Origin of the sequence: Nocardioides sp., from assembly GCF_014360585.1 — a bacterium.
In the GTDB taxonomy this organism is placed as follows: domain Bacteria; phylum Actinomycetota; class Actinomycetes; order Propionibacteriales; family Nocardioidaceae; genus Nocardioides.
Genome location: NZ_JACIXG010000003.1, coordinates 96029 through 109622, shown reverse-complemented (window position 1 = coordinate 109622; position 13594 = coordinate 96029). Strand labels below are relative to the sequence as shown.

14 protein-coding genes are annotated in these 13594 nt (G+C 69.5%); 11 read left to right on the top strand and 3 right to left on the bottom strand.

Features of this window, described 5'->3' with window-relative positions:
• Positions 1 to 20: 20 nt before the first annotated feature.
• The gene (locus H5T77_RS02080; RefSeq protein ID WP_292644463.1) at positions 21 to 1256 is read left to right on the top strand and encodes a M48 family metallopeptidase; all 1236 of its coding nucleotides are present in this window, start codon (positions 21 to 23) and stop codon (positions 1254 to 1256) included.
• 90 nt (positions 1257 to 1346) lie between these two features.
• On the opposite strand, the gene H5T77_RS02075 is transcribed toward H5T77_RS02080, so the two are convergent.
• A complete protein-coding gene (locus H5T77_RS02075) occupies positions 1347 to 3140 on the bottom strand; it encodes an AMP-dependent synthetase/ligase (RefSeq protein WP_292644462.1) in 1794 nt (597 codons plus the stop codon).
• A 132-nt stretch (positions 3141 to 3272) separates the two neighbouring features.
• Here H5T77_RS02075 and H5T77_RS02070 point away from each other — a divergent pair, with 132 nt between their 5' ends.
• From H5T77_RS02070 to H5T77_RS02050, 5 genes are all read left to right on the top strand, one after another.
• Positions 3273 to 3716: an SRPBCC family protein gene (locus H5T77_RS02070; protein WP_292644461.1), complete on the top strand. Its 444-nt coding sequence runs from the start codon at positions 3273 to 3275 to the stop codon at positions 3714 to 3716.
• Positions 3713 to 4939: an ArsA family ATPase gene (locus tag H5T77_RS02065; protein ID WP_292644459.1), complete on the top strand. Its 1227-nt coding sequence runs from the start codon at positions 3713 to 3715 to the stop codon at positions 4937 to 4939. The genes H5T77_RS02070 and H5T77_RS02065 overlap by 4 nt, the downstream gene beginning before the upstream one ends.
• A gap of 85 nt (positions 4940 to 5024) precedes the next feature.
• Positions 5025 to 5471: a hypothetical protein gene (locus H5T77_RS02060; RefSeq protein ID WP_292644457.1), complete on the top strand. Its 447-nt coding sequence runs from the start codon at positions 5025 to 5027 to the stop codon at positions 5469 to 5471.
• Positions 5472 to 5474: 3 nt separating this feature from the next.
• Positions 5475 to 6425 (top strand): ROK family glucokinase, encoded by a 951-nt coding sequence (locus H5T77_RS02055; protein WP_292644456.1) that lies wholly within the window; start codon positions 5475 to 5477, stop codon positions 6423 to 6425.
• A 76-nt stretch (positions 6426 to 6501) separates the two neighbouring features.
• The gene (locus H5T77_RS02050) at positions 6502 to 7491 is read left to right on the top strand and encodes an ROK family protein (RefSeq protein ID WP_292644455.1); all 990 of its coding nucleotides are present in this window, start codon (positions 6502 to 6504) and stop codon (positions 7489 to 7491) included.
• On the opposite strand, the gene H5T77_RS02045 is transcribed toward H5T77_RS02050, so the two are convergent.
• Complete coding sequence (locus tag H5T77_RS02045) at positions 7488 to 7973, bottom strand: hypothetical protein (protein WP_292644453.1); 486 nt, start codon at positions 7971 to 7973, stop codon at positions 7488 to 7490. The genes H5T77_RS02050 and H5T77_RS02045 overlap by 4 nt on opposite strands.
• A 264-nt stretch (positions 7974 to 8237) precedes the next feature.
• On the opposite strand from H5T77_RS02045, the gene H5T77_RS02040 reads away from it, so the two are divergent.
• The 4 genes from H5T77_RS02040 to H5T77_RS02025 are packed head-to-tail and all read left to right on the top strand — an operon-like array spanning position 8238 to position 11242.
• Positions 8238 to 9005, top strand: coding sequence for a lysophospholipid acyltransferase family protein (locus H5T77_RS02040; protein ID WP_292644451.1), 768 nt, complete (start codon positions 8238 to 8240; stop codon positions 9003 to 9005).
• A gap of 41 nt (positions 9006 to 9046) precedes the next feature.
• Complete coding sequence (locus H5T77_RS02035) at positions 9047 to 9487, top strand: flavin reductase family protein (protein WP_366816603.1); 441 nt, start codon at positions 9047 to 9049, stop codon at positions 9485 to 9487.
• Positions 9484 to 10326: an arylamine N-acetyltransferase family protein gene (locus H5T77_RS02030; RefSeq protein WP_292644447.1), complete on the top strand. Its 843-nt coding sequence runs from the start codon at positions 9484 to 9486 to the stop codon at positions 10324 to 10326. Before H5T77_RS02035 ends, H5T77_RS02030 begins: the two co-directional genes overlap by 4 nt.
• 25 nt (positions 10327 to 10351) lie before the next feature.
• Positions 10352 to 11242 carry a hypothetical protein gene (locus H5T77_RS02025; protein ID WP_292644445.1) on the top strand — a complete coding sequence of 297 codons (891 nt, stop codon included), beginning with the start codon at positions 10352 to 10354 and terminating at the stop codon, positions 11240 to 11242.
• A 14-nt stretch (positions 11243 to 11256) separates the two neighbouring features.
• On the opposite strand, the gene H5T77_RS02020 is transcribed toward H5T77_RS02025, so the two are convergent.
• On the bottom strand, positions 11257 to 11784 hold the full coding sequence (locus H5T77_RS02020; protein ID WP_292644443.1) for a GNAT family N-acetyltransferase: 528 nt from the start codon (positions 11782 to 11784) through the stop codon (positions 11257 to 11259).
• A gap of 215 nt (positions 11785 to 11999) precedes the next feature.
• Here H5T77_RS02020 and H5T77_RS02015 point away from each other — a divergent pair, with 215 nt between their 5' ends.
• Positions 12000 to 13331, top strand: coding sequence for a glycoside hydrolase family 10 protein (locus H5T77_RS02015; protein WP_292644441.1), 1332 nt, complete (start codon positions 12000 to 12002; stop codon positions 13329 to 13331).
• The last annotated feature ends 263 nt before the right edge of the window (positions 13332 to 13594 follow it).

Sequence of the window (13594 nt, the reverse complement as noted above, 5' to 3'; positions counted from 1 at the left end):
TGCGCTACGGAGGTGGCGGCGTGAATGCAACGAGACGTACGTCCTGGGTGGTTCTCGTCGTCGGGGCGGTCGCGTTCGTAGTGCTCGCCTGGCTGCTGATCCCGTGGCAGCCCTATCCCGGCGGCCCGCTCGAGCTCCCCGACGAACGGGACGTGTTCACGGTCGAGGAGCTGGAGCGGATGCTGGCCTACTCCGGCGCCGTTCGCTGGATCAGCCGGGCCGGCCTCGTCGTCTCGCTGGTGGTCGCCTGTGTGCTCGGGTTCACCTCGATCGGACGGCGTCTGGTGGCGAGGCTGCGGGGCCCATGGTTGCTCCGGGTGGTGCTGGCGGTCATCGTGGTGACGTTCCTCGGCTGGGCCGCGGCTCTCCCGTTCGGGGTGGCGATCCAGCGGCTGCAGCTGCGCTACGGGCTCTCCAGGCAGGACTGGGGGTCCTGGCTGGGTGACTCGCTGCTGAACCAGGTCGTCGGCATCGTGACCACGTCCCTGGCGCTGCTCGCCCTCTTCGCGTGCATCCGCCTCGGCCGGCGCTGGTGGCCGGCGCTCGCCGCCGGCCTGGTCGCAGGGCTGGTGGTGCTCGGCTCGTTCGTCTACCCGGTCGTCATCGAGCCGCTGTTCAACGACTTCGAGCCGCTGCCGCGTGGCCAGTTCCGCACCGAGGTGATGGCGATCGCCGAGCGGGAGGGCGTCGAGCTCGATGACGTCCTGGTGGTCGACGCCTCCCGGCGCACGACCTCGCTCAACGCGTACGTCACCGGCTTCGGCTCCACCCGCCGGGTGGTCCTCTACGACAACCTCGTCGACTCGCAGCGGGGCGCGGCCGCGCGCGGAGCGGTCCTGGCCGTGGTCGCCCACGAGCTCGCCCACGCCAAGCACGACGACGTCCTGGTCGGGACGGTCATCGGCGCCGCCGGCGCGGTCGCCGGCGTCGGTCTGCTGGGCCTGCTGCTGTCCTACCGACGCCGGGAGGACTACTACTCCACCCCCGAAGCCGTCCCGATGCTGATGGCGGTCTTCGCGCTGGCGAGCGTGCTGGCGATGCCCGTCGAGAACGGGCTCAGCCGGCACGTCGAGGCCCGCGCGGACGTGGACGCACTCCGTGCCACCGGTGACCTGGAGGCGTTCACGAGGCTGCAGCACGACCTCGGCGTACGCTCGCTCTCCGACCCGTCCCCGCAGGCCTGGTCGCAGTGGTGGTTCGGCTCGCACCCGACGACGCTGCAGCGCATCGCGATCGCTCATCGGGTGCTGGACTGACATCAATGCCGAGTCGGCGCATCCGATCCCTCTGGCTCGCTTCGCTTCGCCAGGCACGGGATCAGATGCGCCGACTCGGCGCCACCAGAACTACTTTGCGTAGAGCGCCTCGACCTCGTGGCTGAACTCGCGCATGACCACGTTGCGCTTGAGCTTGAGGCTGGGGGTGAGCTGGCCACCCTCCTCGGTCCAGGAGTCGGGGATGATCACGAACTTGCGGATCGACTCGGCCTTCGAGACCGCCTTGTTGGCGTCGTCGACCGCGCTCTGGACCGCGGCGCGCAGGTCCTCGTCCTCGACGAGGGCGTCGATGTCGCCGGGCTTGCCGTTGGCCTCCGCCCAGGTGGGCAGGGCCTCGGGGTCGATGGTGACGATCGCGCCGATGAACGGCTGACCGTCGCCGACGACGATGCACTGGTCGACGAGCACGTGGGCACGAAGGCGGTCCTCGAGGACGGCCGGGGCAACGTTCTTGCCGCCGGCGGTGACGATGATCTCCTTCTTGCGGCCGGTGATCTTCACGAAGCCCTCGTCGTCGACCTCGCCGAGGTCGCCGGAGTGGAACCAGCCCTCAGCGGTCTTGGCCTCGGCGGTCGCCTCGGGGTTCTGCCAGTACTCCTTCAGCACCTGACCGCCCTTGAAGAGCAGCTCGCCGTCGTCGGCGACGCGCACCGCGGTGCCGGGCAGCGGCCGTCCGACGGTGCCGATCTTGAACGCCTCGGGCAGGTTGACCGTGAGCGCGGCGGTCGTCTCGGTCAGGCCGTAGCCCTCCAGGACGGTGACGCCGATGCCACGGTAGAAGTGGCCGAGACGGTCACCGAGCGGGGCGCCGCCGGAGACCGCGTAGGAGCAGTTGCCGCCGAGCGCGGCCAGCAGCTTGCCGTAGACGAGCTTGGAGAACAGCTTGTGCTTGGCCGCGAGCAGGAACGGCGCCCGGCCGGTCTCGGTGGCGCGGGAGTACTCGATCGCGACCTCGGTGGCCAGGTCGAAGATCTTGCCCTTGCCGTCGGCGACCGCCTTCTGCGAGGCGGTGTTGTAGACCTTCTCGAAGACTCGCGGCACCGCCAGCACGAAGGTCGGCTGGAAGGTGCCGAGGTCGGCGACGAGGTTCTTGATGTCAGGGGTGTGGCCCAGGCGGGTGCGCGACTTGATGCAGCCGATCTGGATGATCCGCGCGAAGACGTGCGCCAGCGGGAGGAAGAGCAGCGTGCTGCGGCCCTCGAAGGTGAACAGGTCGTCGAGCGAGTCGACGACGACGCCGAGCTCGAACATGAAGTTGCCGTGGGTGAGCACGCAGCCCTTCGGGCGCCCGGTGGTGCCGGAGGTGTAGATCAGCGTCGCGGTGTCCTCGGGGGTGACCGCGCTGCGACGGGCCTCGAGCTGCTCGTCGGTGATGTCGGTGCCGAGCTTGCCCAGCAGCTCGACGGCGTTGTCGTTGATCGACCAGACGTTGTTGAGCGCGGGGCACTCGGCGCGGACCTCGCTGATCCGGCTCATGTGACCGGCGTCCTCGGCAATGACCGCCACGGTCGCGGAGTCCTGGAGGATCCACGCGATCTGCTCGGCCGAGGAGGTCTCGTAGATCGGCACCGTCGTCGCGCCGGCGAACCAGATCGCGTAGTCGAGCAGGGTCCACTCGTAGCGCGTCTTCGAGAGCAGCGCGACCCGGTCTCCAGCGCCGACACCCGCGGCGATCAGGCCCTTCGCGACCGAGGAGACCTCACCGAGGAACTCGGCGGCGGTGACGTCGACCCAGGTGCCGTCGGCGCCTGGGCGGCTCAGGACGGCGACATCGGGTGCCTCGGTGGCGTTGCGAACGACGTCGTCGGTCAGGTTGCCGGTGGGGGGAACAACGTACGTCGCGGGCGTGGAGAACTCGCGCACTAGGGCCTCCGCATACTGATGGTAGGTGGGTACGAACCGGAGGTTACCCCCGTCACAGCCCGACCATTTCACCGGGATGCTATCCGGTACGCTCCATGGCACCTAGCAAGTCAGGGAGTGAGGACACCATCGATGGCCGATCAGACCACCTCGACGATCGTGATCGAGGCTGCGCCCTCGGCAGTGATGGCGGTGATCGCGGACTTCAAGTCCTATCCGGCCTGGGCCAAGGGCATGCAGCAGGTCAGCGTCGTGGAGACCGGCGTCGACGGGCGGGCCGAGCAGGTCCGGTTCGTGCTGGACGTCGCGCCGATCAAGGACGAGTACACCCTGGCCTACGACTGGGACGGTGACCGCCAGGTGACCTGGTCGCTGGTCAAGGGCAACCTGCTGCGGTCGATGGACGGCGCCTACGTGCTGCGCGACCTCGGCGGACGCACCGAGGTCACCTACCGGCTCGCCCTCGACCTGAGCATCCCGCTGATCGGCATGCTCAAGCGCAAGGGCGAGAAGGTCCTGATCGACACCGCCCTGCGAGGGCTCAAGCAGAGGGTCGAGAAGGACACGCCTTCGTGAGAATCCTTCTCTTCACCGGCAAGGGCGGCGTCGGCAAGTCCACCGTCTCGGCCGGCACCGCGGCGATGTCCGCGGCCCGTGGTCGGCGCACGCTGGTCCTCTCGACCGACGCCGCCCACTCCCTGGCTGACGCCTTCAGCCTCTCGGACGGACACCGCGACGGTGCGCTGGGCCCGGAGCCCGTCCAGGTCACCGAGCACCTCTATGTCCAGCACGTCGACGCCCAGCGCCGCTTCGAGCAGTCTTGGGCGGAGGTGCAGGGCTACCTGTTGAGCGTCCTGGACACCATCGGGGTCGACCGGATCGCGGCCGAGGAGCTGACCGTGATCCCCGGCGCCGAGGAGGTCTTCGCGCTCCTGGAGCTGCGCCGGATGGCGGTCTCGGAGGAGTGGGACACGATCGTGGTCGACTGTGCCCCGACCGCCGAGACGCTGCGGCTGCTCGCCCTTCCCGAGGCCCTGGGCTGGTATCTGGAGCGGATCCTCCCGGTGCAGCGCAAGATGGTGAAGGCGCTCAAGCCCGTGCTCACCAAGGCTGCGGGGGTGCCGATGCCCGGCGACTCCGTCTTCGACGCCCTGGTCCGCCTCCACGGCGAGCTCGCCGAGGTGCGAGCCCTGCTGTCGGGACCCGAGGCGTCCGTACGCATCGTGCTGACCCCGGAGCGGGTCGTGCTCGCGGAAGCACGCCGGTCCTGGACGACGCTCTCCCTCTACGGCTACCGCGTGGACGGTGTCGTCGCCAACCGGATCTTCCCGGCCGGCGGATCCGACGACTGGCGCGCCGGCTGGGTCAAGGCCCAGGACGACGTGCTCGGCGATGTCGAGGCCTCCTTCGAGGGGCTGCCGGTCTGGCGCTCGTTCTACCGGCCCACCGAGCCGGTCGGGGTCGACGATCTGCGGGAGGTGGCCGAGGCGGCGTACGCCTGGTCCGGTCGTATCGACCCGCTCGCCGTTCCCGAGACTGCGGCTCCGTTCCGCACCGAGACGACCGACGAGGCCACGATCGTCCATCTGGCGCTGCCCGGGCTGGCCCAGTGGGTCGGGCGCGACCAGGTGCAGCTGGGCCGCAACGGCGACGAGCTGGCGATCACCGTCGGTGCCTACCGGCGACTGCTCACCCTTCCTGCCGCGCTCGCCCGGATGGACGTCAGCGGGGCGCGGGTCGAGGGCGGCGAGCTGCGAGTAACGTTTTCACGTCAGACGACGAACACCGAGAGCGAGTAGTCGTGAGCGAGCGTCAGCGAGCGAGCCATCAGGTCAACACGCGACCGCGTCCGTATTCTGGCGCTTGCGCTACGGATGTGGTCGCGTGAGCGAGCAGCGCCACGAGTGGGCCGACGAGCCGTTGGGGTCGACCGCCGAGGAGCTCGGCCGGCTGATGGAGGCGATCGGGGAGTGGGCCAAGGACTCCCGGTTCGCCCATCTCACCGAGTCGTTCGGGGAGCATCTCGATACGGGAGCACCGGAGTGCGCCTACTGCCCGCTGTGCCGTACGGTTCATGTCCTCCGGGAGTCGAGCCCGGAGGTCAAGGTGCACCTGGCCAGCGCTGCCGCATCGCTGATGCAGGCGGCTGCCACGGTGCTCAACGCGGCGGCCACGAGTCCGGGTGCTGGCCCCAGTGAAGGCTCCAGTGAAGGACCTAGTGAAGACGAGGATGCTCACAGTGATGGCGTGCGGGCTGAGGAAGGTGCGACCCGGGAACGGGCGCAGCGCTCTACGAGGGTCGACCGGATCGACCTCGACGGCTGGAGCTGAGTCATGACGGTGAAGAAGCTCGCCTGCGGCGTCGACGTCGGGGGCACCAAGATCCTCGGCGGTGTCGTGGACCACCACGGCAACATCGTCGAGGACCACCGCGTCGAGTCGCCGGCCAAGAGCCCGGAGGCCGTCGAGGCGGCGATCATCGAGGTGGTCCAGGAGCTCAAGACCCGCCACCCGATCGAGTGCGTCGGCATCGGTGCGGCCGGTTACATCGACAAGGACCGCTCGACGGTCATGTTCGCCCCCAACATCGCCTGGCGCGACGTGCCGCTCAAGGAGCGGCTGGAGAAGGTCCTCGAGCTTCCGGTCGTGATCGAGAACGACGCCAACGCAGCTGCGTGGGGCGAGTTCGAGTACGGCGCGGGTGCCGAGGTCGACAACATGATGCTGGTGACCGTCGGCACCGGTGTCGGCGGCGGCCTGGTCCTCGAGGGCGAGCTCTACCGCGGTGCCTTCGGCGTCGGTGCCGAGATCGGCCACATGCGGGTCGTGCCCAACGGCCACCTGTGCGGCTGCGGCAACCGCGGCTGCTGGGAGCAGTACGCCTCCGGGTCGGCGCTGGTGCGTAACGTCCGTGCCGCGGCGCGCGGCGGCTCGCTGCTGGCTCGTGACGTCCTGGACCGCGCCGAGGGTGACCTCGACAAGATCAAGGGTCCGCTGATCACCGAGGCGGCCCGCGCCGGGGACGCCTTCGCGATCGAGGCGCTGACCGATCTCGGCATCTGGCTCGGCGAGGGGATCGCCTCGATCGCCGCCGTGCTGGACCCGGCCGTGGTGGCCATCGGCGGGGGAGTGGCGGACGCCGACGACCTGCTGCTCGGACCGGCCCGGCGCGCCTTCGAGGCGCAGCTGACCGGCCGCGGACACCGGCCGATGCTCGATATCCGCAAGGCGACGCTGGGCAACGACGCCGGGCTGATCGGTGCCGCCGACCTGGCTCGCAAGTGAGCGAGCGCCAGCGAGCGACGGTGAGGTTCACGCGGCGACGTCCGTATGATTGCGCTTGCGCTACGGAGGTGGCCGCGTGAGCGAGAGCGGGTCCGTCCACGTCGGTGTCGACATCGGCGGCACGAAGGTGCTCGCGGCGGAGGTCTCACCCTCAGGTGAGGTGCTCCGCACCGCTCACCGCAGCACGCCGGGCCGTCGGGTCGAGCTCGAGCTCGTGGAGGACGCGCTGACCGAGGCGGTCACCGAGGTGGCCGCGGGCCGGCCCGTCGCGGGAGTCGGGCTGGCGGCGGCCGGGTTCGTCGACGCCGCCGGTGAGCGGGTCATGTTCGCGCCCCACCTGCCCTGGCGGGGCGAGCCGACCCTGTCCCGGCTCTCCGAGCGCTGGGGCACTCGGGTGGCGCTCGACAACGATGCCAACTGCGCCGCCCTGGCCGAGCTGGAACTCGGTGCGGCCCGCGGGGTCGACTCGGCCCTGCTCATCACCCTCGGCACCGGGATCGGCGGTGCTGTCGTCCTCGACGGCCGGGTCGTCCGGGGTCGCAACGGTATGGCCGGGGAGTTCGGCCACATGCAGGTCGTGCCCGGCGGGCTGCCGTGCGAGTGCGGTCTCACCGGCTGCTGGGAGCAGTACTCCTCCGGCAACGCGCTGGTCGCCTTCGTGCGCGCCCGCGTAGAGACCGAGGAGTACGCCGGCTGCGCGCTCGACGAGCTGGCCGCCGGAGACCCGCTCAAGATCACCGGCCCGGCGGTCACCGCCGCCGCGGCCCGCGGCGATGCGCTCGCGCTGGCGGCGTACGAGGCGGTGGGGGCGTGGCTGGGGGTCGGGATGGCCGGCCTGGTCGCTGCCTTCGACCCGGAGCTGTTGGTCGTCGGTGGGGGAGTCTCGACGGCCGGCGACCTGCTGCTGGGACCTGCCCGGACGGCGCTGGAGGCCTCGCTCGTCGGGCGCCATCATCGCGAGGTGCCGCGGATCGTGACGACTGCCTTCGGTGCGGAGGCGGGGGTCGTGGGCGCGAGCATCCTGGCTCGACGGCTCATCTCGAGCCCTGGCCAGGATCAGACCTAGACGCGGGCGCCGTCGTCCCAGGGATCGCGGGGCTCGGACGGCATCGTCGCCAGCAGGTAGACGAACCCGGCCAGGAAGGCGGCGACCAGGCCGCCGATGACCCAGCTGCTGAAGTGTCGGTCGGTGATCTGGATGACCACGATCAGGACCAGCACGGCGACCGGCGCGCCGAGCACACCGATCCAGGCGAGCAGGCGTGCCGGGGTCGGCTTCGGCAGCGGTGGCGGGGGCGGTGGGACGTACCCCTCGTGGTCGTCGCGCCACATGTCGTCGTGGGAATCGGGCTCGTCGACCTCCTCGACGATGTCGATCTTCTTCTCGAAGAGGCCGCTGGAGACGGGCTCCTCGATAGCCGGGCGGTCGCCGTAGTTCTCGACGATCTGGCGCCAGGCCTCGTCCTCCGACGGCTGGCCGTCGGGAGGCACAGAGGCGTCATCGGGGGCCCCGGTCGCGTCCTCGGGCCGGTCGTCTCGGTCGCTCACGCCGCCACCTCCGTAGCGCAAGCGCCATAATACGGACGCGGCGGCGTGTAGATCCGTCGGTTCACTCGCTGACGCTCGCTCACGCCGCCACCTCCGTAGCGCAAGCGCCATAATACGGACGCGGCGGCGTGTTGATCGCTTGGTTCACTCGCTGACGCTCGCTCACGTTCCCAGCCTAGCCCGACTGCATGACAGGGCGCGGGGGTAGAAGTACCTATCTCGTTATAGGCTGACCGGTCGAAGGCAATAAGGGAAGGCGATGGGGTGACGACGAAGCTCTTCTACTCGTTCTTGAAGTGGGTCGCGCTCGGGCCAATCCTGCGAGCGGTGTTCCGTCCGACCTATGAGGGCACGGACAACATTCCGCGCAAGGGCGCGGCGATCATGGCCAGCAACCACCTCTCCTACGCCGACTGGCTCTTCATGCCGCTCGGGATGAAGCGGATGGTGCGGTTCGTGGCGAAGGCGGAGTACTTCACCGGGACGGGTGCCAAGGGTTTCCTGCAGAAGGCGTTCTTCTCGGGCACCGGCAACGTGCCGATCGACCGCGGTGGCGCCACCGCCGCCGAGGGCGCCCTGATCGCCGCCAAGCGGGTCCTGGCCGAGGGCGAGCTGTTCGGGATCTACCCCGAGGGCACCCGCTCCCACGACGGCAAGCTCTACCGGGGACGTACGGGCATCGCCAGACTGACCCTGGACACCGGTGCGCCGGTGATCCCGGTCGCAGTGATCGGCACCGATGTGATTGCGCCTCCGGGCAAGAAGTTCGGCAGGCTCGTGCATCCGCGGGTCGTCTTCGGTGAGCCGCTGGACTTCTCCCGCTACGAGGGCATGGCCAACGACCGCTACATCCTGCGCGCGATCACCGACGAGATCGTCTACGAGATCCTCAAGCTCTCCGGCCAGGAGTACGTCGACATGTACGCCACCGAGGCCAAGAAGCTCGCCAACGACGAGAAGCCCGCGAAGAAGACCTTGCGGCGTTCCAAGGCAACTCCTGCCAAGGCCGGACCTACCAAGGACGTAGCCTGACGATCCACTCGTCCCACCCGTTCCCGACGCCGGAGGATCCCGTGCGCCGGTGGCGAGGTCGTCTGGGGGGACGGGTGTCGCTGTGGACGTCCGGCTCCGCCGGGCTCACGGTCTCGTCGCTGATGGTCGCCAACGGCTCTCCTGGGGCGCTGCTCGGGCTGCTCGATCCGGACTCGGACCTGCGCGACGAGCTCGAGGAGACCGGCGTCGCGGTGGTGTCGCTGCTCCATTGGCGCCACCGGGACCTCGCCGAGGCGTTCGGGGGCACCGCTCCCGCTCCAGGTGGTGCGTTCCGCTCTGGGACCTGGGTCGAGACCGAGTTCGGGCGGCGTCTCGCCGACGCCCCGACCTGGGCGGGTGTGCGGCTGACGTCGCTGACCGAAATCGGCTGGTCGGCTCTGGCGACGTGCGAGATCGTGTCGCTCGAGGTCGGTGACGACACCGACCCGCTGGTCCACCGGCACGGGAGGTACGAACGATGATCGAGGGCTACCTGCGACGGCTCGGCATCGAGGGACGGCCGGAGGCCACGTACGAGACGCTCGTCGATCTTCATCATCGTCATCTCGACACACTCCCCTACGAGAACCTCTCGATCATGCTCGCGGCCATCGGGGCTGCCGCCTCGCCCGACTCGGTGCACCCGAAGGAGACGCTCGAGCGGGTCGCCGCCGGCGGCAACGCGGGCTACTGCTTCCATCACAACGGCCTGGTCTCGCTGGTCCTGGAGGAGCTCGGGTTCGACGTCGTGCGCCGCCCGGGACAGCTCATCGAGACGACCGGACCGAGCGGACAGCTGGATCATCTCGCCTTCGAGGTCCGTGGGCTGCCGACGGCTGAGAACCCGGGCGGCCGCTGGTGGCCCGATCTCGGCTTCGGCGATGCCTTCCGTGAGCCGTTGCCGCTGGTCGATGGGCATCACCGACAGAACGGGTTCGTCTACCGGCTGGTGCGGGTGGGCGAGGCCGGCTGGACCTTCCACCATGACCCGTCGGGGTCCTTCCACGGCAACCTCGTCCGCGGTGTGGTGGATCTCGACGAGGTCGAGGCGAGGCATCCGGTGCTCTCGACGCCGCCTGGCTCCTACACGAGCAAGCTGGTCGTGCAGCGGCGCGACGCGACCGGCGCCGACACGGTCCGATCGATCCGCCACACGCGGATCGGCGAGGACGCGTTCACGCGTGAGCTGTGGGACTTCGCGGAGTGGTCGGCCGCTCTGGAGGACCTCGGGCTCTCGTTCGCCGGCGTCGAGGAGGACGCGCTGCGCGAGCTCCACCAGCGACAGGCCGCCGGCTATGACGACTGGCTGCTGACGCGGTAGTCGGCGACGTGCTGAGATGGCGGACATGAGCGACGAACCTGCCCCCGAGCTGCTCGACGTCGCGGCCGAGCTCTACGGGCTGCCGCTGGCCGACTTCACCCCCGAGCGTGACGCGCGTGCCAAGAGCCTGAAGGGGACGCCTCTCGCCGGCCCCGTCAAGGCGCTGAAGAAGCCCTCGACCGCCGCATGGGTGGTGAACCTGCTGGTCCGCTACGAGACCGAGCAGGTCGAGCAGGTGATCTCGGTCGGCGCTCTGCTGCGCGAGGCACAGACCGGGATGGATGCCGCTCAGCTGCGAGAGCTCACCAAGCAGCGGCGACAGCTGACCGCGGCGGTGACGACCCGTGCGCGCGGCCTTGCTCGTGAGCACGGTCTTCGGGTGACCGAGGCGGTGGCCACGCAGATCGAGGCCACGTTGACCGCCGCGATGATCGACGCGTCCGCCGCCCAGGCCGTACGCAGCGGCCTGCTCGTCTCCCCGCTGTCCGCCACCGGGGTCGATGCTGTCGACGCCGCGGCCGCCGTCGCGCTCCCGGACGCTCTCGGCTTCGAGGTCCCCGAAGTCGTCCCGCCGCCCCGTGAGCCGCTGCGGGCGGTCCCGGACCTGCCCGACACGGCCGCGCTCGACGAGGCCCGGGAGGCGCTCGAGGAAGCGGAGTCGGCCCTCACCGGCGCCGAGACGGAGCGCGATCGCGCCGTAGCGGCTTTCAAGGACGTCGAGGCCCGCTCGCTCCAGGTGAAGTCGGAGATCGAGGACCTACGCCGCCGCCTGGCCGATCTGGAAGATGCCGCGCTCGAGGTCGAGGACGAGCTCACCGAGGCGGAGGAGACGCGCGACTCCGCCGAGACGGCCGTGTCGGAGGCTGCCGCTGCCCGCGACGCTGCCGCGGCTGAGGTCGGGCGGCTCGACGGGTAGGCGCCGCTGCCGGTTCAGATGCTCTTGCGCATCCGGACCAGATGGACCGGTGCACCGCCGCGGTCATCGGTGATCCGCTCGACCGGCTCGAAGCCGTACGCCGAGTAGAGCGGCTCGCCGGACAGGGTGCCCATCAGCTCGAGGGTGGTGAAGCCCTCCGCTGCGGCTGCTCGCTCGCAGAGGTCCAGGATCAGTCTGCCCACGCCGCGACGGGTGAAGGCAGGGTTGGTGTACATCGCCCGCACTCTGGCCGGGTCTCTTGCTGGGTCCAGGAGGCTCGGCTCTCGGCCGGGGGTGTGGTCGCCGCCGTAGAGCGTCGCTCTTCTGCTCCAGCCGCCGCAGCCGGCGATCTCGTGGCCCTCTTCGACCACGAAGTAGGTGCCGTCCTCGATCAGCTGGGTGTCGATGCCCATCACTGTCTTGCTCGAGGTGATCTGGGCGGCAGTCAGGAATCCTCGCTGGAGCTCTGCGATCGACGCGTTCATGATCGCTGTCAGGGCTGGGATGTCCTTGCGCGTTGCTGATCGGTGGGTGAAGGGCACGGATGAAGCCTGCCATGCCTCCGCCGCGCCTGTCGTCGGGCCTTCGACTACCGAGGGCGGAGGTCCAGGAGCAGGACTCCTGTGTGAGATAGGTCACGCCAATTCGGCACGATCTATTGACGCTATAAAACGTTGTCGATAACGTTTTCCATCGAGTTCGCGCGAGCTTTGAGGTACCACCGACCACCTTTCATTCCGGGAGAACAGGATCGATGATGACCCGAGTTCGAGTTAGACCCCTGCACGCCGTGAAGGCCAGAAGAATCGCCGCCTTCACCACTCTCGCCGCCTTGGTGATCACCAGCGGCATCGCCGTCCTCGCCGCCAGCCCCGCCCGGGCCGACGGCTCCACCCTGCAGGCAGCCGCGGCCGAGTCCGACCGCTACTACGGCACCGCCATCGCCGCGAGTCGGATGTCGGACTCGCAGTACACGACCATCGCGAACCGTGAGTTCAACATGATCACCGCCGAGAACGAGATGAAGATGGACGCGACCGAGCCGTCGCCGAACCAGTTCAACTTCTCCGCCGGCGACCAGATCGCCAACTGGGCCATCCAGAACGGCAAGCGGGTCCGCGGCCACGCGCTGGCCTGGCACTCCCAGCAGCCGGGCTGGATGCAGAACATGGAGGGCAGCTCGCTCCGCAGCGCGATGCTCAATCACATCGCCGGCGTCGCGGGCCACTACCGAGGCAAGATCTACGCCTGGGACGTGGTGAACGAGGCTTTCGAGGACGGCTCGTCCGGAGCCCGCCGCAACTCCAACCTGCAGCGCACCGGCAACGACTGGATCGAGGCCGCCTTCCGGGCCGCCCGCTCCGCTGACCCGAACGCGAAGCTCTGCTACAACGACTACAACACCGACACCTGGAGCCACGCGAAGACCCAGGCCGTCTACAACATGGTCCGCGACTTCAAGGCGCGGGGCGTTCCCATCGACTGCGTCGGCTTCCAGGCCCACTTCAACTCGGGCAACCCGGTGCCGAGCGACTACCACGTCACGCTGCAGAACTTCGCCGACCTGGGTGTGGACGTCCAGATCACCGAGCTCGACATCGCCGGCTCCGGCACCTCGCAGGCCGAGCAGTTCCGCGGTGTGACCCAGGCCTGCATGGCGGTGACCCGCTGCACCGGCATCACCGTCTGGGGCGTACGCGACACCGACTCGTGGCGGGCCTCGGACACTCCGCTGCTCTTCGACAGCTCTGGCAACAAGAAGCTCGCCTACGGCTACGTCCTCGACCAGCTCAACACCGCGGACGGCGGGTCCACGCCACCGGCGGGGAGCTGCACGGTGAGCGCCACCCGGACCGAGTCCTGGAGCGACCGGTTCAACACCGTGTTCACCGTCAGCGGCACCGATGACTGGGTTGTCCGGATCGGCACCGGATCGGGCCAGAGCCTGCAGAACTCCTGGAACGCGACCGTCTCCGGTACGTCGGGAACGCTCACCGCCACGCCGAACGGCAACGGCAACCAGTTCGGGATCACGCTCTACTCGGGCGGGAACACCGCGACACCGACCGCGACCTGTACCGCGGCCTGACCCCGAGACGGCCGAGGCCTCGGCTGCGGATGATCCGCGGCCGAGGCCGTGCCGTCGGACGGGTGGCTCAGAGCTCCTCGCGGGTGTCCTCTCCGGAGGCCGGGTCGGAGAGGTCGACGACGCCTAGCACGCCGCGTACGAGATGTGGGGGTGCGGTGGTGTCGATGCGGGTGACTACGCCGGGGTCACCCAGACGGGTACGCCGGCGAGGTAACCGCTGGCTTGGAGGTGGAGGTGGGGGTGGCTCCGCTGAGTGCTTCCTC

What these genes read in the sequence shown, in the direction of transcription:
- H5T77_RS02070 (WP_292644461.1), top strand. Translation starts at nt 3,273, where the DNA reads ATGGCCGATCAGACCACCTCGACGATCGTGATCGAGGCTGCGCCCTCG.
- H5T77_RS02055 (WP_292644456.1), top strand. Translation starts at nt 5,475, where the DNA reads ATGACGGTGAAGAAGCTCGCCTGCGGCGTCGACGTCGGGGGCACCAAG.
- H5T77_RS02030 (WP_292644447.1), top strand. Translation starts at nt 9,484, where the DNA reads ATGATCGAGGGCTACCTGCGACGGCTCGGCATCGAGGGACGGCCGGAG.
- H5T77_RS02025 (WP_292644445.1), top strand. Translation starts at nt 10,352, where the DNA reads ATGAGCGACGAACCTGCCCCCGAGCTGCTCGACGTCGCGGCCGAGCTC.
- H5T77_RS02015 (WP_292644441.1), top strand. Translation starts at nt 12,000, where the DNA reads ATGACCCGAGTTCGAGTTAGACCCCTGCACGCCGTGAAGGCCAGAAGA.